We start from the raw sequence: 20,387 nt of genomic DNA on the forward strand, positions 1-20,387 counted from the left end.
CCTTTATCGGAACTGTTCGGACAGGGTATGAGGTGCCGAAGGCCGGGGCAAGGGGCTGTAGGCGGGGCTTAGCTGCCGGGAACACGCAGGGCTTGCACCTGACCGTTGCGGGCCAGCAGGATGCTACCGCTGTCGATGCTGGTAACAACATGCCCACCGATCCGGTCGCCGGTCGAGACTTGTTTGATACGGCCAGACTGGCGCAATAGGGCGCGCGCGCCTTTGGGGGCAAGGATCGTTCCCAGCAAGGTCAGACCCGCTAGCGGCAGCGCCTCGGGCTGGGTGGCGGCGGTGGCGGTTTTGGTGTTCGTATCGGTGGTTTGGTCGTTCGTAATGTTGGTCATGGTATCCCTTCGGGTGGCGCTGCGTCTTGGTGCTGCGGTGCGGCATATGGCGTGGCGTCGGTGCGGACGAAAGGGGGCTATGCGAAGGAACAGGGCAGAACGGCAGAGTTTGGCCTGTCAGGCGACAGCAGCGGCAAAGCCCCGCCGGTTATACGCAGGGTGACAGGGATGTGATGCGCCGGTGCGCAAAGGCGCGGTTCGTGGCGGTTTCATCTGCCTCAGATATTCCAATGCCGGGCTGCCCACAGGGATGGGGGGCTTGCGGGGCGTGGAACGAAAAAGGGGGGCTTTGCCCCCCTCTTGGCCTGTGGCCAATTCACCCCTCAGGATATTTTCCCAAGAAAGAACACAAATTTAGCTGAAACGACGGATTATTCCGCCGCTTTCAGTTGGAACCCTTTTTGGATCATGTCCGACGGGATGACCGGATATTCACCCGAGAAACAGGCGTCGCAGTGTTGTGGGCAATTGTTGTCACGGCCCCCGGCTTCGCCAACGGCGCGATACAGCCCATCCAGCGAAATGAATTTCAGGCTGTCGACGCTCAGATGCTGGCGCATTTCTTCTTCGGTCATGGTGGCGGCCAGCAGCTTTTCACGCTGGGGGGTGTCCACACCGTAGAAGCAGGGCCATGCGGTCGGCGGCGAGGCGATACGGAAATGCACCTCGGCCGCGCCTGCATCCAGAATCATTTCCTTGATCTTGCGCGAGGTGGTGCCACGCACCACGGAATCGTCCACCAGAACCACGCGCTTGCCTTCGATCAGGGCGCGGTTGACGTTCAGTTTCAGGCGCACCCCCATGTTGCGGATCTGTTCGGTGGGTTCAATGAAGGTCCGGCCCATATATTGATTGCGGATGATGCCCATACCAAAGGGAATACCGCTTTCGTGGGCAAAGCCGATGGCTGCGGGGGTGCCGCTGTCTGGGACGGGGCAGACCAGATCCGCCTCGACCGGGGTTTCGCGCGCCAGTTCCACGCCGATCTGACGGCGCGTTTCATAGACCGAGCGCCCGCCGATGATGCTGTCGGGACGCGAGAAATAGACATGTTCGAAAATGCAGAACTTGGCGGGTTGCGGGCGGAAGGGGCGCACGCTTTCGACGCCGTGTTTTTCGCTGATCACCACCATTTCGCCGGGTTCGATTTCCCGGACCAGTTGCGCCCCGATAATATCCAGCGCACAGGTTTCCGAGCTAAGCACCCAGCCATCGCCGACCTTGCCCAGAACCAGCGGGCGCACGCCCATCGGATCGCGCACACCGATCAGTTTTGTGCGGGTCATGGCCACGATGCTGAACGCGCCTTCGACCCGGCGCAGGGCGTCTTCCATGCGTTCGGGGATGTTGCGTTGCAGGGACCGCGCCATCAGGTGAATGATACATTCGCTGTCGGACGAGCTTTGGAAGATCGAGCCACGCTCGATCAATTCGCGGCGCAGGGCATCGGCATTGGTCAGGTTGCCGTTATGGGCAATCGCGGCCCCGCCCATCGCAAATTCGCCAAAGAAGGGCTGCACATCGCGGATGGCCGCGCCCTTGGACCCGGCGGTGGAATAGCGCACATGCCCGATGGCAAGCGGCCCCGGCAAGGTTTGCATCAGCGATTGCGAGGTAAAGTTATCACGCACATAACCAAAGCGGCGGGCGCTGTTGAAGCCTTCGACCGGGTCGTGGCTGACGATCCCGCCCGCTTCCTGCCCGCGGTGTTGCAGGGCGTGAAGGCCAAGGGCCACGAAATTGGCCGCATCGGCAACACCGATGACGCCGAAAACGCCGCACTCCTCCTTCAGCTTGTCATCGTCGAAGGGGTGAGCAGGTGGCATAAGCTTGGACAAGGCTGTGCTCCGAATCCGTTGGCTGGGTGTTTGGCCCTTACATAGGGCGTGGGAACGCAACTGTCACGAAAGGATCATAAACAAAACGCCCGGCAATTGCACGGGCGCTTTGTGGTTTTGCTGCGTTGCGGCGACGTGCGGCGCTTTTACGCAGGGGCGCGTGGCTTATTTTTCGCAGACCCCGACAAGGTTTTCGTACTGCGATGTAATCCATCCCAGCGCCTGTGCGGGGTCTTCGTTTTCGATTTTCCCAGTCATCTTGGCAAAGACGCGGGCCGAACGGCTGTCATCCACCATCGGGATTTGTTGCGAGGTGATGACGGTTTCATAGACGAAAAATGCAATAGCCACCAACAGGATGCCGCGCAGCACACCGAACAGGAACCCGAACCCCTGATCCAGCCCCCCCAGCACCGAGCGTTGAACCAGCGAGGAAAACAATGGCGTGAACAGCGAGGCCAGAACCAGCGCCACGGCAAAGACGGCAGCAAAGGCGGCAATAATGCTCAGCTCGCAGCTATCGGAAATAAAGTCGCCCAGAACCGGGATTTCCTTGACCAGAGGCTGAACCTGCGGCGCAAAGATATAGGCCAGCACGGCGGCAGCAATCCATCCGGCGATAGCCAGACCCTCGCGGACGATGCCGCGCGAATAGGCCAACAGGGCCGAAAGGATGATGACGACCGCTACAACGCCGTCGATAATGGTGAAACCGTCCATAAATGTCCGTCCCTGTTCCTGTGGCGCTAGCCCGCGCCGAAAATATCACCAACAAAGGCGGTCAGATCTCCGAATTGTCGAAGCATCATCCCGCCATCCCCGACGATCTTGCCGCCGCTGGGTGCAATTGCCGTGGTGAAACCAAGTTTTTGCGCTTCTTTCAACCTGTTTTCGGTTTGTCCGACCGGGCGAAGCGCCCCGGACAGGCTGATTTCCCCGAAAATTACCGTGTCAGCGGGCAGGGCGGCGTCCTCGCGGGCAGAAAGCAGCGCAGCGGCCACGGCCAGATCGGCGGCGGGTTCGCTGACTTTCATCCCGCCCGCGACGTTCAGATATACATCCAGCCCGGCAAAGGGGATGCCGCAGCGAGCCTCTAGCACGGCAAGGATCATGGCCAGCCGCGACCCATCCCAGCCCACCACGGTGCGGCGGGGCTGGCTGTGCGGGGAGGGGGCCACCAGCGCCTGAAATTCCACCAATACGGGGCGGGTGCCTTCGACTCCGGCAAAAACCACCGAACCGGGGCTGGGTTCGCCACGCTCGGACAGGAACAGCGCGGACGGGTTGGTGACTTCGCTTAGCCCGCCGCCAGTCATTTCAAAGACACCGATTTCATCGGCAGGTCCAAAGCGGTTTTTCACCGCCCGCAGGATACGGAACTGATGACCGCGTTCGCCCTCGAAATACAGAACTGTATCAACCATATGCTCCACCACGCGCGGGCCTGCGATCTGCCCCTCTTTGGTGACATGCCCCACAAGGATCACGGACATGCCCTTGCGTTTGGCAAAGGTGGTCAGCTCGTGCGCGGCGGCGCGGACCTGTGACACGCTGCCCGGTGCGCTGTCGACATTGTCGGCCCACATGGTTTGAATGGAATCGATAATCGCCAGTTGCGGCTTTTCCGCGTCCAGCGTGGTCAGGATATCGCGCAGGTTGGTTTCCGCGCCCAGTTGCACCGGCGCATCCGTCAGGCCCAGCCGTTGCGCCCGCATCCGCACCTGTGCGCTGGCTTCCTCGCCCGAGATATAGATGGTTTTCAGCCCCGCCCCGGCAAAGCGGGCGGCGGCCTGCAACAGTAATGTGGATTTCCCGATCCCCGGATCGCCGCCGACAAGGATGGCGCTGGCAGGCACCAGCCCGCCGCCTAATACGCGGTCCAGTTCATCCAGCCCCGAATGCGTGCGTGGGGGTGGGGTTTCCTGTGTCGCCAGATCGGTCAGCGGGATGGTGGCCCCGCGTTTGCCGCCTAATGACTTGGTCGCAGGTCCGGCGGACAGGGGGGTGTCCTCGGATATGGTGTTCCATTCGCCGCAGCCATCGCAGCGCCCGGACCATTTGTTGAATGACGCCCCGCAGGCCGAACAAGAGAAGGTTTTTGCTTTTGCCATGATGGAGTGATGCCTTAGGGGGCGGTCGGGGTCAAACCGATCTGCGCGGGCGTTTGGATTCGATCAGGGAAATGACCAGTGACGCCAGAATACAGGCGGTGAACAGGTACAGCCCCCATGCCACCTCGATCTTGCCCAGCCCGATGCCCTTGGCCAGCGTGATGTAAAGCGCAATCAGGAAAATATCGGCCATCGCCAGTTTTCCCAGCACGGTCAGCACCGGCAGGGTGCGCTGATCCAGCAGGCCAAATTGCACCAATGCCAACCCGATGGTTTTCAGATAGGGGGCGAATAGCGCGAAAACCGTGACGACCAGCGCCAGTACGACATCCGTCCCCCACAGCGATTGCAGTCCTGAAATCACGCTGATTTCGCTGAGGCTGAACAGCGGCAACAGTCCGGCGCGCAGAAGCGGCGCGAACCACGCGACAGGGAACAGGATCAGGAGGCAAAGATTGGCGTATTTCAGCATTTGGCCCTCATGTGACAGGTGCCAAATTCTTTAAAAGAACTTGGTCAAGAATTTTTGAAAAATTCTTGGGTGTCACCGTACCGCCTCGATCGGGCCTTCGGCGCGGCCATGAATGAACTGATCCAGATAGGGATCGCCCGAGGCATCCATATCCGCCACCGGCCCCGTCCATTTGATCACCCCGTCATGTAGCATGGCGACATTATCGGCAATGGCACGGACGCTGGTCATGTCATGGGTGATAGTCATGGCGGTGGCGCCCATTTCCACCACGATTTCGCGGATCAATTCGTTGATCACGCCGGACATGATCGGGTCCAGCCCCGTGGTGGGTTCGTCGAAAAAGATGATTTCAGGCTCGGCCGCAATGGCGCGGGCCAGTCCCACGCGTTTTTGCATCCCGCCCGATAATTCCGCAGGGAATTTATCGGCCACATCCGGTTTTAGACCGACGCGGCGCAGCTTTTCCACGGCGATTTCGCGGGCTTCGTCCTTGGGGCGCTTCAGCGATCCGCGTAGCAGGCGAAAGGCCACATTCTGCCACACAGGCAGGGAATCGAACAGCGCGCCGCCCTGAAACAGCATCCCGAACCGCGCCAAAAACGCATCACGGTCGCCTTGGGTCACGTCCTGCCCATCCAGCGTGATTGTGCCGCTGTCGGGCGTCACCAGCCCCAGAACGCATTTCAGCGCCACGGATTTCCCGGTGCCAGACCCGCCGATGATCACCATCGACGTGGCCTTGGGAATGGTCAGGTTCACCCCACGCAGCACGCGATTGGGGCCGAATGTTTTATGGACATTGCTGAGTTCGATCATGCGGAAAAGAACACCTCGGTCAGCAGATAGTTGGCGGCCAAAATCAGGATCGACGCCGCGACAACAGCGGATTTCGTGGCCCGGCCCACACCCTGCGCCCCCCGGCCCGAGTTCATCCCGTAATAGCACCCCATCAGGGCCACGATGAACCCAAAGGCCGCGCCTTTTACCAGCCCGGACACCACATCAAAGGTTTCCAGAAAATCAACCGTGTTGGTCAGATAGGCCGCTGGATTGAACCCCAGCCGCGAAATCCCCACCAGATAGCCGCCCATGATGCCGATCACGTCACCAACACCCACCAGAACCGGCACGGCCAGCGTGGCCGCCAGAACGCGGGGCAGGGTCAGGTATTTCATCGGATGGGTGGACAGCGTGACCAGCGCATCAATCTGTTCGGTGACTTTCATCGTCCCAATCTCAGCAGCAATTGACGATGCAACCCGCGCGGCCACCATCAGCCCGCCCAGCACCGGCCCCAATTCGCGCACCATGCCAATCGCCACGATCGAAGGCACCACAGCCTCGGCATTGAAGCGGCTGCCACCTGCATAGATTTGCAGCGCCAATGCGCCGCCGGTGAATAGTGTGGTCATGCCCACAACAGGCAGGGACAACCAGCCGATCTGGACCAGCGCATTCAGAAATTCCCGCCCGTAAAACGGGGGCCGGAACAGGTGGGATATGGTTTGGACGGCATAAAGCGTGACCTGACCCACAAGGGCCAATGCGGCCAGCACCTGTCGGCCAATCGCAGCAAGAGGAGCGGTTAACATCATGAACTGGTATAACGACGGCGATAGCGCGCGCCCAAGGAGGTCAGAATTTCATAGCCGATGGTTCCGGCATTATCGGCCAGCACGTCCACCGTTTGTACGTGGTTCAGCAACGACAGTTCTTTGGGGTCTTCGTCCAGATGTGTGACATCGACGCCGATCAGATCCATCGAAATGCGGCCCCGGATCGGGCAGGGGGTTTCACCTGCATACAGCGAGGTTTTCGGCCCCATCGCGCGGTGAATCCCATCGGCATAGCCCGCTGCCACGGTGGCGATCCGGGCCGGGGCGGTGGCGGTCCATGTGTTGCCATAGCCCACGGTTTCGCCCGGTTCGACCTCGCGGATCTGGATCACGGGCAGGGCGATATGTGCCACGGGCTTGGCCTGTTCGAACGGCAGACCGCCATACATGCCGATGCCGGGGCGGGTGACGTCAAAATGGTAATCCGGTCCCAACAGGATGCCGCCGGTGGCGGACAGCGACCGGGGAACATTGCAGCCTTCGGTCATTTCAACAAAGACCCGCTGCTGATAGGTGTTCATCGGGTGGTCCGGTTCGTCCGCACAGGCCAGATGCGACATGATCAGGCGGATGTTCTGCGCCAGCGCGATGTCGCGCAGCGCGGCCCATTCGGCGGGTTCCATGCCCAGACGGTTCATGCCGGTGTCCAGTTGCACCCCGAATGGGTGGCCCGGTAACGCCTCGACATGGCGCAGCATCTGGTCGATGGAATTCAGCATCGGCGTCAGGTGCAGGTCATGGATCATATCCGTGTCGCCCGACATATGCCCGGAAAACACACAGATTTCCGGCCCCGGCCCAAGCGCCTCGCGGACGGCTGCGGCCTCTTCGGCGACGGCGACAAAGAAGCGCCGCGCCCCGGCCTGTGCCAGTACCCGCGCCACCCGGCCCGCGCCCAGCCCATAGCCATTGGCCTTTACCACAGCGGCGGTTTCCACCCCGCTGTTTGATGCCGCATCCAATGCCCGCCAGTTTTCGGCAAGGGCGTTCAGGTCGATTGTCAGTGTCGCAGTAGCCATGCGCGTGTTTTGACAGAGTGGCGGAATTGGTCAAGCGCAAACGCCATGCCGGTGCGGCATGGCGGAATTGCGGGCTGATTGCTGCCGAAACCCCGGCAGCGCCAGCCGCGGTTTGGATCAGTATTCCGGTTCTGATCCCTGTTGCCAGGGTTTGACCAGATTGCCGAAACGGGTGAACTGCGCCTCGAACGCCAGCTCCACTGTGCCGATGGGACCGTGACGCTGTTTGCCCACGATCACCTCGGCCTTGGCGTGAAGACGTTCCATCGCCGCCTTCCACTCTTCCATCTTTTCCAGTTCATGTTCGCCGGGTTTTTCGCGTTCTTTGTAATATTCCTCGCGGAACACGAACATCACCACGTCCGCGTCCTGTTCGATGGACCCCGATTCCCTCAGGTCGCTAAGCTGGGGGCGTTTGTCATCGCGGCTTTCAACCTGACGCGAAAGCTGTGACAGGGCGATCACCGGAATGTTCAGTTCTTTTGCAATCGCTTTCATCCCCATCGAGATTTCGGCGATTTCGTTCACCCGGTTGTCCGACATGCCCCGGCAAAGCTGAAGATAGTCGATAATCAGCAGGTCCAGCCCATGTGTCCGTTTCAGGCGCCGCGCACGGGCGGCCAACTGGCTGATCGGCAGGGCGGGGGTGTCGTCAATGAATAGCGGGCAGGCTTCCAGTTCTTTCGCGGCTTCGACGAAGCGGCGGAACTCTGATTCAGTCATGTCACCCTGACGGATGCGGTGCGACGAAATCTCGGACGCTTCGGCCAGAACCCGGCCAGCCAACTGTTCGGCGCTCATTTCCAAGGAAAAGAACCCAACCACACCGCCATCGACGGTGCCTTCGGTGCCATCGGGTTTCAGCCCGCGCTTATAGGCCTTGGCCACGTTAAACGCGATGTTGGTCGCCAGCGATGTTTTCCCCATCGACGGACGCCCGGCCAAAATCAGAAGGTCCGAAGGGTGCAACCCGCCAAGCTGTTTATCCAGATCAATCAGGCCGGTGGAAATCCCGGCCATGCCGCCGCCGCGCTGGTAGGCTTCGTTGGTGACGTTCACCGCCTCGGTCACAGCCTTCAGGAAGGACACAAAGCCGGTGTCGGTTTTGCCCTGTTCGGACAGCTTATAAAGCGCCTGTTCGGCTTCGACGATCTGTTCCTTGGGTTCCGAGGCGATGTCGACCCGCGCGGCCTTGCCTGCGATATTATTCCCCAGCCCGATCAATTCGCGCCGGATCGCCATGTCATAGATCATTTGTGCGTAATCACGGGCCGCATAGGCCGAAATCGCCGCCCCCGCCAGTCGCGCCAGATAGGCCGGACCACCCAGTTCTTTCAGCCCGGTGTCATCTTCCATGAAGGCCTTGAGCGTGACAGGGCTGGCCAGCGTGTTCTTGGCGATACGCGCGGCGGCCACTTCAAAGATGCGGGCATGAACGGGGTCATAGAAATGCTGCGCGCCAATGATGGCGGCCACGCGGTCGTAAATATCGTTATTGGTCAGGATCGCGCCCAGAAGCTGCTGTTCAGCCTCGATGGAATGGGGCATCGGATCGCCGCCCCCGGTCTGGTCCTTGGATTGGTTTTCAATTCCGTCGATTTTGGCAATTTCGTTCATATGGTCCGGTCCCCTTCGGAGAGTCCGTCATACAAAACCCGCAGGGGGGCGGGCAAATTGTATAAATCTGGGGAAAACCCTGTGGGTTTTCCCGGTTTCGCAATATCATGGGGGTGTGATGCCTGTCGCGTCAATATCTGGCATCAGGAAGGGCCGCCGCTTGGGCGGCCTTTCGCCGCGTCAGCTCTTTTGGCGGGCTTCCTGCCACGGGCGCGGGCTGGTCAGGAAGGCTTCGACCTCTTTCAGGGTTTCGTCATCGAACGCTTTTGACGCGCGGGCTTCGGCCAGCACATCCCACCATGTACACAGATGATGCAGTTTAACGCCATGATCGCCAAGGGTTTTCTCGGTTTCGGGGAAAATCCCGTAATAGAAGATCACCGCCGTATGCCCACAGGACGCGCCGGTTTCGCGAATCGCATCCACAAAGGACAGCTTGGATCCGCCATCGGTGGTCAGATCCTCGACCAGCAGTACGCGCTCGCCTTCGGTCATGGCACCTTCGATGCGGGCATTGCGACCGTAGCCTTTGGGTTTCTTGCGCACATAGGTCATCGGCAGCGCCATGCGTTCAGCCACCATCGCGGCAAAGGGGATGCCCGCGGTTTCACCGCCTGCGATGTTGTCGAATGCCTCGAAACCGGCTTCGCGCATGACGGTGACGGTCAGGAAATCCATCAGGGTGGACCGGATGCGCGGATAGCTGATCAGCTTGCGGCAGTCGATATAGGTGGGGCTGGGCAGGCCGCTGGCCAGTGTAAACGGTTCCGCCGCATTGAAATGCACGGCTTTGATTTCCAGCAGCATACGGGCGGTCAGGCGGGCGATTTCTTCTTTCGAGGGATAGGACGACGGGATCATGGGCGGGTTCCTTTGTTCGTTTTCGGGCCGGGGTGCGTGCGGATGGTGCGGGATGCCTGCGGCGCGAGTATTTTCAGCAAGATGAAATCAGGGCGTCACGCGCCAAAAGACAGGAAAGCCCGGATCGAATACGGTCACGGGGCCATCGCCGCTTGTGATTTTGGCGGGGAATTCCGTGGCGCTGTCCGATTTGGTCAGGGTCAGCGAGCCGCTGTTGACTGGCAGGCCATAGAAGGCCGGACCATTCAGCGATGCGAAGCCTTCCAGCTTGTCCAGTGCGTTTTCTTCTTCGAACACATGGGCCAGCAGGGGCATCGTGTTGGTGGCGGTGAAACAGCCCGCGCAGCCACAGCCGCATTCCTTGGCCGGGTCCACATGCGGGGCGCTGTCAGTGCCAAGGAAGAACCGCGCATCGCCCGAGGTGGCCGCCGCGCGCAGGGCAAGGCGATGTTCTTCACGCTTGGCGACGGGCAGGCAGTAGTAATGCGGCTTGATCCCGCCCACAAGGATGTGGTTGCGGTTGATGATCAGGTGATGCGTGGTGATCGTGGCCCCCAGATCGGCGGCGTTGGATTTCACATAATCCACCCCGTTCGCGGTGGTGATATGTTCCATCACTACACGCAGCCCCGGCGTGGCGCGGCGGACCGGGTCCAGCACACGATCAATGAACACGGCCTCGCGGTCGAAAATGTCCACCGCCGGATCGGTCACTTCGCCATGCACGCAAAGCGGCATTCCGATTTCGGCCATCTTTTCCAGCACCGGACGGACCTTGTCGAAATCCGTAACCCCCGAGGCGGAATTCGTGGTGGCCCCTGCCGGGTATAGTTTCACCGAAGCGCACAGGCCGGACTGATAGGCCGCTGCCACATCGGCGGGGTCTGTATCTTCGGTCAGGTACAACGTCATCAGCGGTTCAAACGTCATGCCATCGGGCAGGGCGGCCATGATCCGGTCACGATAGGCGGCAGCCTGTGCGCCGGTCACAACGGGCGGCACAAGGTTGGGCATGATAATGGCACGCGCGAAATCGCGGGCGGTTTCGGGCAGGACAGCCTGAAGCATTGCGCCATCGCGCAGGTGCAGGTGCCAATCGTCGGGGCGTGTGATGGTGATCGAGGTGCTCATGCCTTTGCGATTACACCTTTGCGCGGCTTTGGGCCAGTGGGCTTGACGCTGAAAATGCCCGTCTTGCCCCCGGAAATGACGCGCCTATTGGGCCGGGATCGTGATCTTGCCCTCGGCTGCGGCTTTTTCCAGCGCCTCCAGCCGCCTGCGAATGCGGGGGGCGTGCATCCGGCCCAGCACATTGCGGCACAGCATCGTGGCCAGCCAGGGGCGGTCCTGTACGTCCAGCCGGGCCAGAAGCCCGCGCAGATAAGACGCGTTATTCCGCCGGGCACGGTACAGATTGGCAAAGGCAGCCGCCGAAAATGTGCCTTGCCCGGCTTGGCTGAGGACGGTGAAGAGCAGGTCCATCGTCAACAGCTCGGTTTGCAGCGCATCGCCCATGTTGGGCATACGCAGCTTTGTTACATTGGGGCGCGTAAACAGCGCGGCGTGCATCGCGTCCAGATCTTCGTAAGGGTCATAAAACACAAACGTCTGATCCGCCGCGTCGATCATTTCGGGGGCAAATCCGTAGCGATCTGTAAAACAGGTGCGGCGTTGTTCGATGAAACGATCATCCCATTCGGTCACGCGCGGGTCCAATGTGGCCTGTGGCTGGACCGCCAGCACCGTTGCGCCGGGTGCGGCCACGGAAAACGCTGCTGCGGCATAACCACAGGGACCGGCGCCGTAGAACACGATGCGATCGAATTCATCGAAAAATCCGTCGTCGATCAGGTGGTCGAAGAAGTCATACACCGCTTGATCCCGAAACCATGTATCCCCGTCCGAAATCAGCGCCAGATGCGACCAGCTATGTTCACGGGCCACTTCCCAACCCATCGGTTGCGCGGCTTCTGAAAGCGCCTGAATCCCCTGAATCGATTCAAAGGTCACGATCAGGGTTTCGGATATATCCGCGAAAGACGCAAAATGGCGCTTCCCCAAGGGTTCAAAAAAGCCGGTTTCGTCGGAAATATCCTGAAGTTTACCCAACCAAGAGGGCTTTTTCAGCCCGTTCATGGGGGTTTCCAGCAATTTCTTCAGATCGGTCATACCATTCATCCTGCAAAATCCGCAGTCGTGCGGACTGTGTGTTGGATCAAGGTCTAGGCGTCTATTGGGGCGAAAATGCGGTAAATCCTAGGGCTTTCTGCGGGGCTTTTCGGGTGCGGATTCGGCACGGCGGGCATATTGCGCCAGATAGCGCGCCGCCGGGGGCGGAACAGGGCGCGATGGTGGTGTGACCATCAACCGTCCCATCAGGGCACGATAGGGTTCCTGCGTCATTAAATCTTGAATGCGGGACTTGCGCCATGCCACGGCGGTTTGGTGCAATTGTGCCAATTGGGAATCAGCGGCCAGCGCGACCCGTTCGGCCTGTACCTTGGGGGTCAGTGACAGGATCGAGGTATCTTCGTCCGTGCAATAATTGCGTTCAACCCAGTAATCCATGCCCAGCATATGATCCGAATGCACGGCGCGGCCACGGTCTGTCTTGAGCAGGTAGCTTTCCATTGCGCCCAACGGATAGTGATTCAGTTGCGCCAGCTTGTATTTGGGGCGGGTGTAATTGTTGAAAATCCGGGTGGTTTTATGCGCCTCCCCCAGTTCCTGCCCCTGACTATCGAACCAGCGGGCGGATGGCAGGCGGGCGGGATCGGGCTGCCGGGGGCGGTGGACGCCCAGCCTGTTATAGGTGCCATCGTTGCGATACAGGGTTTTGAACATGGCGCTGCGCCACGGCCAGTTCAGGATTTCCGGCGCGGCGCGGGTGAATTGTTCGGTCACGGGCTTGTCCTCGTATGGGACGATGCCGGGGTTTCCGAACAGCCGCCAGGTCAGGGTGATGGCGCTGGCATCGGGCAGGGCGTCAATCAGCGCCCCAAGGCTGCGGTCGCCGACATGGACGTTCACAAATTCATCCACATCCAGCGGCAGCAACCAATCGGCGCGTTTCACAATCGGCAGGTCGCTGGCGCGGTTCAGGGCGGTGAACTGGATGCCCCGCGCGTCATACGGCCCGTTGTTGCGTTTGTGAACCAGCAGCCCCATGGCTTGCAGCCGGTCCAGCATGGTGTCGGTGCCATCCTGACAATCGTTGGAAAACACCAGAAAATCGGTGACACCACAGGCACGGTGATGGGCCAGCCAGTCCAGCAAAAAGGCGGCTTCGTTGCGTACACATAAAATGGCAAGGATACGCAGCCCCATCCCTAGCTTTCCATATCCAGCGCCAGCGCCCATGCCACGCGTTCGGTGGCCGTCAGTTTGACCGAAATCGCCTGTTCATAAAGATCCTGAAATTCCGGCATGGCGTGCAATTCGTCCGCCTTGGCGCGGTGCCAGTCCAGCCCGGCCTGATGCAGATTGCGCAGGGTGTCGTCCTGCATCAGCCGGTCACATTCGGCGCGGGTGCGGGGGGTGTTGCGCTGGATCGTCAGGTCGCGGTGATCGTTCCAATCCATCCTGATCCAGTAGTTCAGCCCGATCGACCGATCCACATGCAAGGCCCGTCCGCGCTGGCGTTTCACAAGGAAACTTTCGGCAGATCGCAAGGCATAGTGGTTCAGTTGGATCAGGTCATAGCCGATGGATTTTTTCGAACTGCGCCAGCCGTTTTTCAGCGCCTCATGCGTCATATCCCGGCCAGAGCCGTTGACCCATTTTACCTGATCGGCCTTATCTTCGGACAGTTTGTTGGGGCGGTGGCAGCTTAGTTTTCCATAAGCGCCATCGTTGCGGAACAAGGTTTTGAAGCCCCATACCGTGTGGGGTTTCGGGCAATAGCGCGGGGCGCAGCGGTCGAATTGTTCGATCACGAAACGGTCCGCCAGATCGGTCACGCCGCTGTGGCCGAACAGCCGCCATGTCATTGCCACGTTCGTTGCATCGGGAACGGCGGCGCGGAAATCGTCCAGCGTGCCGTTGCCACAGCGGATATTGATAAATTCGTCCACATCAATATGGGCGATCCAGTCGGCGTTCCGCAGCACGGGTTCATCCAACGCCTTGTCCAGGGCATATTGCTGGGGGGAATTGCCGTTCCAGTTGTCATTGTTGCGATGTTGCACGATGCCCATGTCCTGTAGCCGGGACAGGATGGCATCGGTGCCATCGGTGCAGTCGTTGGTATAGATCAGGAAATCCGTAACCCCGATGGCACGGTGATAGGCGACCCATTCCAGAATATAGGGGGCCTCGTTTTTCATGCAGCCCACAATGACGGTGCGTATCTGCGCCGGGGCGGCGGGGGCAAAGGGCGGGGCAGCGTTTTCTTCGTCCACCTGCCCGATATTGTTATGTGGCTTGAACGAGGACCGTTGCAGTTTGACGAAATTCTGCACGGCCATCGGCGGCATGTGTGCCACTGCGGTTTCGCTGATCCCTGCCGCCTGTGGTTTGCGGGCCTGTCGCTGGGCCGCCTGTGTCACCTGTGCTTCGCGCCGGGCGCGTTTTTCGACGCGGGTGGCGCGATCAATCCGGGGCATGAAGGCCAACAGATATTGCGAGGCGCGGAAGCCATTGGTCGGGTCTGCCTCCTCCCATTCCGGTGCCGGGGGTGGGGGCGTCAGGGCAGGTGCCAGCGCCGGATTGGCGGCGCAAAGCGCGGCATTGCTGGCGGCGAACCCATCGGAAATGGCGGCAAAGGCACCGGGGTCAATGGCATCGCCCGACACGGCCAGTTCATCCAGCAGAGATTTCCACAGTTTGCGGGAAATCAGCCGATCAGAGCGCGCCAACAGACGCAGCAGCAGGTTATTCAACTGCCGGGCGCGGGTGACATAGGCGGCGGATGGGGGCGGGGGCGGTGTGGCGGCCCGCGCCTTGCCAATCTGGGCGTCGATGCCAAAGGCGTCGCGCAATTCCTGCGTCACGTTTTCCGAATAAAACAGGTCGGGATCATAGGGGCGCAGGCTGACGGTGCCGCTGCCGAACACCGCTTCCCATTCGTCAATCAGCCGGGGATAATCCAGCCAGAATGCCGGGCATTGGGTTTCCTGATACTGGCCCTTGTCCGGGCGGATTTCATGCCCATCCAGCAGCGCATCGTCCCACCAGTCGGCGCTGCCCGCCATGTCCAGTTCCAGATCGGGCGCGGCGGCGCGGCCTTCCATCACCTGTGCGGCGTAATGGCGGGCCAACAGGCGGGCCTGTTCATCTACATGGGCGACAATGCGAATGTCATCGGACAGGGGCGACAACAGCGCCTTTAGACGCGCGATTTCCGAAGCGCGGGACAGCGTGCTGCCCAATTGGCTGGCGGACAGGATCATCAGATCGGGTTTGTGGGTTTCCGCTTCGGCCACCAACCCACGGGCCACGCTGTCAAACAGGCGTTTTTGCTGATCTTCGGGACCATAACCGCGATTGTGGCGCAGCGGGTCGATATGATCGGGGTCGGTCACGGCCATGAACAGGCGGGTGTGATTTTTTGCCCCGACCGAGCGAGGAAACAACACGCCCTTGGCCAAAAGCTGTTCGCGTTTGGCCGCTAGCACATCCTGTAGCCGCGCTGCGCCCACCTGTTCCAGACCGATATGCAGAACGATACGCATCAGCAAACCTCTTGCGGTTCGGGGTGGTCGGTTGGGGCGGGCTGGGGATTGCGATTGGCCTTGCCCCACCACGGCAGATCACGGCCCAGAAACGCTGATAGCCGGGCGCAGGCGTCTGCTGCGCCGACATCCAGCAGCAGAAAACGCGGGTCATCGCGGAACAGGCGTTCCAGATGGGCGTAATGTGCGCATATCCATTGCACCCGCTGCGCAGGGTTTGCGCCATACCCCTTTGGCAGGCCGGGGATTTGGCCGTGGGGCAGGCGCTTGGTTCCCAGATCAGACCAGTTCAGGATGGAATTAGACAGCGCCTCGGGCATACGCCATGTGGCGATGAAATGCGTATTGGGGTGGTGCAGGCGAATGGCATCAATCACGCCCCAATCCATTTGCGGCCACAGCGAATGGCCCTCGCTCAGGGTGCTGATTTCGGAAAACCCGTCAAACAGATCTAACCCGTGCAAGGGATCGCCGGTGGTAAAATAGCCGTGGTACAGCCGTTCCCCCACATAAGCCCCGTGCAGGTTCGTGTCGGGTGTCTGTCGGCGGCGGATGCGGTAATCAGCAATCCGCAACCCTGCGCGGCGCAGGGCATGGGCCAGCGTGGTGGTGCCTGATTTCGGCAGGCCCAGATTGACGATACGTTGCCGGTTGTTCATGGGGCGACCCCCAGTTTTGCCAACAGCTCCAATTCGGCCTGTGGCAGGGATGGGACGCTGCGCAGTTGCGCCTGCATGTCCCGATAGGCGGGTTGATCCAACAGCGCGTCCCGTTTTTCCCGGTGCAGGCGCACGCAATCCTGATGCAGGGCGGCAATCGCGGGATCGTCCATCAGTTGCGCCAGTTCTGCCTTCAAGGCCGGGATCATGCGCAGGATACTGGTTTCGGGAACAGAACTGTCATTGCGTTCGCGCCAATATGTATCGTCAAAGGCGCGGTTTTCGCGGTTCACATCGCCCCGGTCATTTTTTACCAGATAGCTATCCAGCGACCGCAGGGCATAATGGTTCAACGTGGCAAAATCCCGTGCGCCCTTGGCCGGGAATTTGCGGATGCGGCGGGGATTGGCGGCGACCAGAAATTTATGCGGCACCGCGCGCCCGGACCCGTCCGTCCAGCGGGGGTGTTTGCGGGGCGGCAGTTTGTCCCGAAAAAACGGACGATGCGCGCCGAAATATTTCAGCGGGAAATCGCGGCGCATCAGGGTTTTTACCTCGATCGCCATTTCGCCACACCAGATATCCGGGTCATGGGTTTGGGTGAATTGTTCGATCACCGGGCGGTCCTGATAGGTTTCGATCCCAGCATTGGCAAAGAACCGGAATGTCAGGGAAATCGCCTGCGGATCGCCGCAGGCATCAATCAGGGCGGGGATGGTGTGATCGCCGACATGGATATTCAGGAATTCGTCCACATCCGCGACCCAAACCCAATCGGCCTGTGCGACCACCGGCTGTTTGGCGGCATGGCGCAGGGCTTCCATCTGGTAATTGCGGCCCTGCGCGGGGTTTGGCAGATGTTGCACGATGCCTTTGGCGGCCAGCGCATCCAGCAACAGGTCTGTGCCGTCATCGCAATCGTTGGAATAAAACAGGAAATCGGTCACGCCAATGGCGCGGTGATAGGCGATCCATTCCAACAGGAAGGGGCCTTCGTTTTTGACACAGGTCACGGCGGTTATGCGCATGGCACACGCCCTTGCCCGGTCTGCTGTTTATGACACATGACTATACTGCCCATAATCCGGTTGCGGGTTGGTCCCGTTTTGCGCCGGTAAATCTTACCAAAAGAATGACAGGTGTGGGCAAAACCGTCAATGTCAGGACGCCCCTACGACATTGGTGCCCCTTGACGGCCCCGGCATCCCCTGCATCTGATAGGCCCGAGGGAGGACAGGCATGAGCGACATTTCCACGATTGACGATGTGCAAACCCTGCTGGCGGGGCAGAACTATGTGTGTGGGCGGGCTTTAGCGACGGTAACGTTCCTGTCGCTGAAACTGGGCCGACCCCTGTTTCTGGAAGGCGAGGCGGGCGTCGGCAAGACCGAGATCGCCAAAGCCATCGCCGCCGCGCTGGGGCGCCGCCTGATCCGCCTGCAATGTTACGAAGGGTTGGACGCGTCCAGCGCCGTTTATGAATGGAATTTCGCGGCGCAGATGATTGCCATCCGAACCGCCGAAGCCTCGGGTGGGGCGGATCGGGATGCGCTGAAGGACGAACTGTTCACGCAGGATTATCTGATTGAACGTCCGCTGTTACAGGCCATGCGCCCACAGGACGGCGGCGCGCCGGTGCTGTTGATTGACGAACTGGACCGCACCGATGAACCGTTCGAGGCGTTTTTGCTGGAGGCGCTTTCGGATTTTCAGGTCACAATCCCCGAACTGGGAACGGTCAAAGCGCCCGAGCCGCCGATTGTCATCCTGACCTCGAACCGCACGCGCGAGGTCCATGACGCGCTGAAACGCCGCTGCCTGTATCATTGGGTCGATTACCCGGATTTCCAGCGCGAAGTTGACATCTTGCAGGCCCGCGCCCCCGAAGCAGCCGAAAACCTGAGCCGCGAAGTGGTGGCCTTTGTGCAACGCCTGCGGACCGAGGATTTGTTCAAAAAACCCGGTGTCGCGGAAACGATTGACTGGGCCAAATGCCTGTTGGCGCTGGACGTGCTGTCGCTTAGCCCCGAGGTGATTTCAGACACGATTGGCGCAATCCTGAAATATCAGGACGATATTGCCCGTTTGCAGGGGTCCGAAGCCAAGCGGTTGCTGGACGAAGCACAAGCCACGCTAGAGCCGGTCTGATGTATGGCGACGGGGCTGGTGGCCGGGGGTGCTTGTGGGGGCTTGTGAATGGTTGAATATCCCGATCTGGACCTGCCGGATAACCCAAAGCTGACGCATAATATCACCTATTTCGCCCGTGCCCTGCGCAAGGCGGGGCTGCCTATCGGGCCGGGTCGGGTGATTGATGCCATCCGTGCAGTCGAAGCGGCGGGATTTACAGATAAGCGGGATTTTTATTGGACGCTGCACGCCTGTTTCGTGAACCGGCCTGAACATCGGGCGGTGTTTTCGCAAATCTTCCGGCTGTATTGGCGTGATCCGCGCTACATGGAACATATGATGGCGATGATGCTGCCCGCCATTCGGGGCGTGCAAGAGGACCGCCCCGCGCAAGCCGCTGAAAAACGCGCGGCACAGGCGTTGCTGGATGGACAATTGCCGGATGTCCCCCAACCCGAAGAGGCCGAGGAAGAAACCAAGATCGAAGTCGATGCCTCGATGACCATGTCATCCGAGGAACGGCTGAAAACGCTGGATTTTGAACAGATGAGCGCCGAGGAAATGGCGCAGGCCAAGCGGATGCTGGCGCGGCTGAGCCTGCCGGTGAAACCGATCCCGTCACGCCGGGCGCAGACCAGCTTGCAGGGGCGGCGGATCGACTGGCGGCGCACGATGCGCGGGGCCATGCGACGGGGCGGTGAACTGCACGACATCGCCCTGAAAGCGCCCAAACCCCGTTGGCCCAATCTGGTGGTGCTGTGCGATATTTCCGGGTCGATGAGCCAATATAGTCGGATGGTGCTGCATTTCCTTCATGCGGTTGCCAACGAAAAGGGGGCAGGCTGGGCCAAGGTTCATGCCTTCACCTTTGGCACGCGGCTGACCAATATCACCCGCCATCTGGCAACCCGTGACGTGGATCAGGCGTTACATGCAGCAGGGGCCGAGGCGCAGGATTGGGAAGGCGGCACAAGGATCGGCGATTGCCTTCATGCGTTTAACCGCGACTGGTCGCGCCGGGTTATGGGGCAGGGGGCGGTGGTGCTGCTAATCACCGACGGTCTGGACCGGGGCGATGCGCGGGCCTTGGAAAAAGAGGTGGAACGCCTGCACCTGTCCGCCCGCCGTCTGATCTGGTTGAACCCGCTGCTGCGCTGGGATGGGTTCGCGCCCAAGGCCACGGGGATCAAGGCCATGCTGCCCCATGTGGATGCCTTTCGCGCGGGGCATTCCATCGCCACGCTGGAAGAGCTGGCCGCCGCGATTTCCCGCCCCGATGACGGAGGCGAGAAGGACCGGCTGATGGCATTGCTGCGAGCGGGTTAATCAACCCGCTGAAACAGGGTGTAGCAATAGCGTTGTTCAACGCCTGATGGCGTGGTGTGAATGTGGCGCTGTTCGCTGATCAGGCGGAACGCTGGTCCCAACAGGCGGTGCAGGCTGGTCCCATCATGGCGCTGAACCGGCTGGCCAAAGCATTTTTCCGGCCCATCCGGCGCGAATGTGGCGATGATGGCATGGCCATTGGGGGCCAGCGCGCGGGTCAGCGTGGTGGCGTAATCGGCCTGATCCTGTGGCGTGGTCAGGAAATGCAGCGCCGCACGGTCATGGCACAGCGCATAGCGGCGCTGCGGTTGCCAGTGGCACACATCCGCAATCAGCGTTTCGGCCAACGCCCCATTGGGTAAATCGTTTCGCAGCCCTGCCAATGCCGCTTCGGATAGGTCCAGCGCGGTCAGATCGTCAAACCCCGCCGCTGCCAATGCCCGCAGCAAGGGGGAGCTTCCGGCACCGATATCAACAACGGCATCGTGTGGGCCAATACCTGCTTGCCGGACCAAGGATAAGGACAGTTCCGGGACGGGTTCGTGCCATGAAAGATCACTGTGATCTTTTTCCCGATAGGCGCGGTCCCAATCGGCGCGGTGTGACATGTGGTTTTCCTTCCCTGTGTTGCATCCGGGGATGCTTTGGTTTTGGATATATAATATTCACAATTTAAAATATGAAAATACATTCCTGAAAATATATGATTGCGGGACGGT

19 protein-coding genes are annotated in these 20,387 nt (G+C 60.4%); 2 read left to right on the plus strand and 17 right to left on the minus strand.

What is annotated here, in order from left to right; genetic code table 11:
- Positions 1 to 68: 68 nt before the first annotated feature.
- The 16 genes from FN828_RS03500 to FN828_RS03575 all read right to left on the minus strand — a co-directional run bounded on the left by FN828_RS03500 (position 69) and on the right by FN828_RS03575 (position 17,240).
- Positions 69 to 344, minus strand: a complete 276-nt coding sequence (locus FN828_RS03500) for a pilus assembly protein PilP (RefSeq protein WP_142492001.1) — start codon at positions 342 to 344, stop codon at positions 69 to 71.
- A 371-nt stretch (positions 345 to 715) separates the two neighbouring features.
- Complete coding sequence (gene purF, locus FN828_RS03505; protein ID WP_142492052.1) at positions 716 to 2,170, minus strand: amidophosphoribosyltransferase; 1,455 nt, start codon at positions 2,168 to 2,170, stop codon at positions 716 to 718.
- Positions 2,171 to 2,347: 177 nt separating this feature from the next.
- Positions 2,348 to 2,902, minus strand: a complete 555-nt coding sequence (locus FN828_RS03510) for a CvpA family protein (protein ID WP_142492002.1) — start codon at positions 2,900 to 2,902, stop codon at positions 2,348 to 2,350.
- Positions 2,903 to 2,928: 26 nt separating this feature from the next.
- Positions 2,929 to 4,293 (minus strand): DNA repair protein RadA, encoded by a 1,365-nt coding sequence (radA, locus tag FN828_RS03515; protein WP_142492003.1) that lies wholly within the window; start codon positions 4,291 to 4,293, stop codon positions 2,929 to 2,931.
- A 31-nt stretch (positions 4,294 to 4,324) separates the two neighbouring features.
- The gene (locus tag FN828_RS03520) at positions 4,325 to 4,765 is read right to left on the minus strand and encodes a paraquat-inducible protein A (protein ID WP_142492004.1); all 441 of its coding nucleotides are present in this window, start codon (positions 4,763 to 4,765) and stop codon (positions 4,325 to 4,327) included.
- Positions 4,766 to 4,837: 72 nt separating this feature from the next.
- Entirely contained in the window at positions 4,838 to 5,584 is a 747-nt protein-coding gene (locus FN828_RS03525) for an ABC transporter ATP-binding protein (RefSeq protein WP_142492005.1), read from the minus strand.
- Complete coding sequence (locus tag FN828_RS03530) at positions 5,581 to 6,363, minus strand: MlaE family ABC transporter permease (RefSeq protein ID WP_142492006.1); 783 nt, start codon at positions 6,361 to 6,363, stop codon at positions 5,581 to 5,583. Before FN828_RS03530 ends, FN828_RS03525 begins: the two co-directional genes overlap by 4 nt.
- Positions 6,360 to 7,403 carry an alanine racemase gene (gene alr / locus FN828_RS03535; protein ID WP_142492007.1) on the minus strand — a complete coding sequence of 348 codons (1,044 nt, stop codon included), beginning with the start codon at positions 7,401 to 7,403 and terminating at the stop codon, positions 6,360 to 6,362. The genes FN828_RS03530 and alr overlap by 4 nt, the downstream gene beginning before the upstream one ends.
- 117 nt (positions 7,404 to 7,520) lie before the next feature.
- On the minus strand, positions 7,521 to 9,020 hold the full coding sequence (locus FN828_RS03540; protein WP_142492008.1) for a replicative DNA helicase: 1,500 nt from the start codon (positions 9,018 to 9,020) through the stop codon (positions 7,521 to 7,523).
- Positions 9,021 to 9,200: 180 nt separating this feature from the next.
- Positions 9,201 to 9,881: an orotate phosphoribosyltransferase gene (locus FN828_RS03545; protein ID WP_142492009.1), complete on the minus strand. Its 681-nt coding sequence runs from the start codon at positions 9,879 to 9,881 to the stop codon at positions 9,201 to 9,203.
- Between the two features lie 87 nt (positions 9,882 to 9,968).
- Positions 9,969 to 11,012, minus strand: coding sequence for a dihydroorotase (gene pyrC, locus FN828_RS03550; RefSeq protein ID WP_142492010.1), 1,044 nt, complete (start codon positions 11,010 to 11,012; stop codon positions 9,969 to 9,971).
- Between the two features lie 84 nt (positions 11,013 to 11,096).
- On the minus strand, positions 11,097 to 12,050 hold the full coding sequence (locus FN828_RS03555; RefSeq protein WP_142492011.1) for a phosphoadenosine phosphosulfate reductase: 954 nt from the start codon (positions 12,048 to 12,050) through the stop codon (positions 11,097 to 11,099).
- Positions 12,051 to 12,137: 87 nt separating this feature from the next.
- On the minus strand, positions 12,138 to 13,202 hold the full coding sequence (locus FN828_RS03560) for a glycosyltransferase family 2 protein (protein WP_142492053.1): 1,065 nt from the start codon (positions 13,200 to 13,202) through the stop codon (positions 12,138 to 12,140).
- Positions 13,203 to 13,210: 8 nt separating this feature from the next.
- The gene (locus FN828_RS03565; protein WP_142492012.1) at positions 13,211 to 15,553 is read right to left on the minus strand and encodes a glycosyltransferase family 2 protein; all 2,343 of its coding nucleotides are present in this window, start codon (positions 15,551 to 15,553) and stop codon (positions 13,211 to 13,213) included.
- Complete coding sequence (locus tag FN828_RS03570) at positions 15,553 to 16,212, minus strand: sulfotransferase family protein (protein WP_142492013.1); 660 nt, start codon at positions 16,210 to 16,212, stop codon at positions 15,553 to 15,555. The genes FN828_RS03565 and FN828_RS03570 overlap by 1 nt, the downstream gene beginning before the upstream one ends.
- Entirely contained in the window at positions 16,209 to 17,240 is a 1,032-nt protein-coding gene (locus FN828_RS03575; protein ID WP_142492014.1) for a glycosyltransferase family 2 protein, read from the minus strand. Before FN828_RS03575 ends, FN828_RS03570 begins: the two co-directional genes overlap by 4 nt.
- A gap of 211 nt (positions 17,241 to 17,451) precedes the next feature.
- Between FN828_RS03575 and FN828_RS03580 the strand changes: the two genes are divergently transcribed.
- Together FN828_RS03580 and FN828_RS03585 are read left to right on the plus strand one after the other, a co-directional pair.
- Positions 17,452 to 18,360, plus strand: a complete 909-nt coding sequence (locus FN828_RS03580) for an AAA family ATPase (protein WP_142492015.1) — start codon at positions 17,452 to 17,454, stop codon at positions 18,358 to 18,360.
- 48 nt (positions 18,361 to 18,408) lie between these two features.
- Positions 18,409 to 19,668 carry a vWA domain-containing protein gene (locus tag FN828_RS03585; RefSeq protein ID WP_142492016.1) on the plus strand — a complete coding sequence of 420 codons (1,260 nt, stop codon included), beginning with the start codon at positions 18,409 to 18,411 and terminating at the stop codon, positions 19,666 to 19,668.
- Here the strand turns inward: FN828_RS03585 and FN828_RS03590 are convergent.
- Entirely contained in the window at positions 19,665 to 20,276 is a 612-nt protein-coding gene (locus tag FN828_RS03590; protein WP_142492017.1) for a class I SAM-dependent methyltransferase, read from the minus strand. The two genes, FN828_RS03585 and FN828_RS03590, sit on opposite strands and share 4 nt — an antisense overlap.
- Positions 20,277 to 20,387: the final 111 nt, after the last annotated feature.

Origin of the sequence: Thalassovita litoralis (genome assembly GCF_900182725.1) — a bacterium.
Taxonomy (GTDB): Bacteria; Pseudomonadota; Alphaproteobacteria; order Rhodobacterales; family Rhodobacteraceae; genus Thalassobius; species Thalassobius litoralis.

Coding starts and splice junctions, on each gene's coding strand:
- purF (WP_142492052.1), bottom strand. CDS start 2,170: ATGCCACCTGCTCACCCCTTCGACGATGACAAGCTGAAGGAGGAGTGC.
- FN828_RS03555 (WP_142492011.1), bottom strand. CDS start 12,050: ATGACCGATCTGAAGAAATTGCTGGAAACCCCCATGAACGGGCTGAAA.
- FN828_RS03500 (WP_142492001.1), bottom strand. CDS start 344: ATGACCAACATTACGAACGACCAAACCACCGATACGAACACCAAAACC.
- FN828_RS03525 (WP_142492005.1), bottom strand. CDS start 5,584: ATGATCGAACTCAGCAATGTCCATAAAACATTCGGCCCCAATCGCGTG.
- FN828_RS03510 (WP_142492002.1), bottom strand. CDS start 2,902: ATGGACGGTTTCACCATTATCGACGGCGTTGTAGCGGTCGTCATCATC.
- FN828_RS03590 (WP_142492017.1), bottom strand. CDS start 20,276: ATGTCACACCGCGCCGATTGGGACCGCGCCTATCGGGAAAAAGATCAC.
- alr (WP_142492007.1), bottom strand. CDS start 7,403: ATGGCTACTGCGACACTGACAATCGACCTGAACGCCCTTGCCGAAAAC.
- pyrC (WP_142492010.1), bottom strand. CDS start 11,012: ATGAGCACCTCGATCACCATCACACGCCCCGACGATTGGCACCTGCAC.
- radA (WP_142492003.1), bottom strand. CDS start 4,293: ATGGCAAAAGCAAAAACCTTCTCTTGTTCGGCCTGCGGGGCGTCATTC.
- FN828_RS03570 (WP_142492013.1), bottom strand. CDS start 16,212: ATGAACAACCGGCAACGTATCGTCAATCTGGGCCTGCCGAAATCAGGC.
- FN828_RS03585 (WP_142492016.1), top strand. CDS start 18,409: ATGGTTGAATATCCCGATCTGGACCTGCCGGATAACCCAAAGCTGACG.
- FN828_RS03540 (WP_142492008.1), bottom strand. CDS start 9,020: ATGAACGAAATTGCCAAAATCGACGGAATTGAAAACCAATCCAAGGAC.
- FN828_RS03565 (WP_142492012.1), bottom strand. CDS start 15,553: ATGCGTATCGTTCTGCATATCGGTCTGGAACAGGTGGGCGCAGCGCGG.
- FN828_RS03545 (WP_142492009.1), bottom strand. CDS start 9,881: ATGATCCCGTCGTCCTATCCCTCGAAAGAAGAAATCGCCCGCCTGACC.
- FN828_RS03530 (WP_142492006.1), bottom strand. CDS start 6,363: ATGATGTTAACCGCTCCTCTTGCTGCGATTGGCCGACAGGTGCTGGCC.
- FN828_RS03575 (WP_142492014.1), bottom strand. CDS start 17,240: ATGCGCATAACCGCCGTGACCTGTGTCAAAAACGAAGGCCCCTTCCTG.
- FN828_RS03520 (WP_142492004.1), bottom strand. CDS start 4,765: ATGCTGAAATACGCCAATCTTTGCCTCCTGATCCTGTTCCCTGTCGCG.
- FN828_RS03580 (WP_142492015.1), top strand. CDS start 17,452: ATGAGCGACATTTCCACGATTGACGATGTGCAAACCCTGCTGGCGGGG.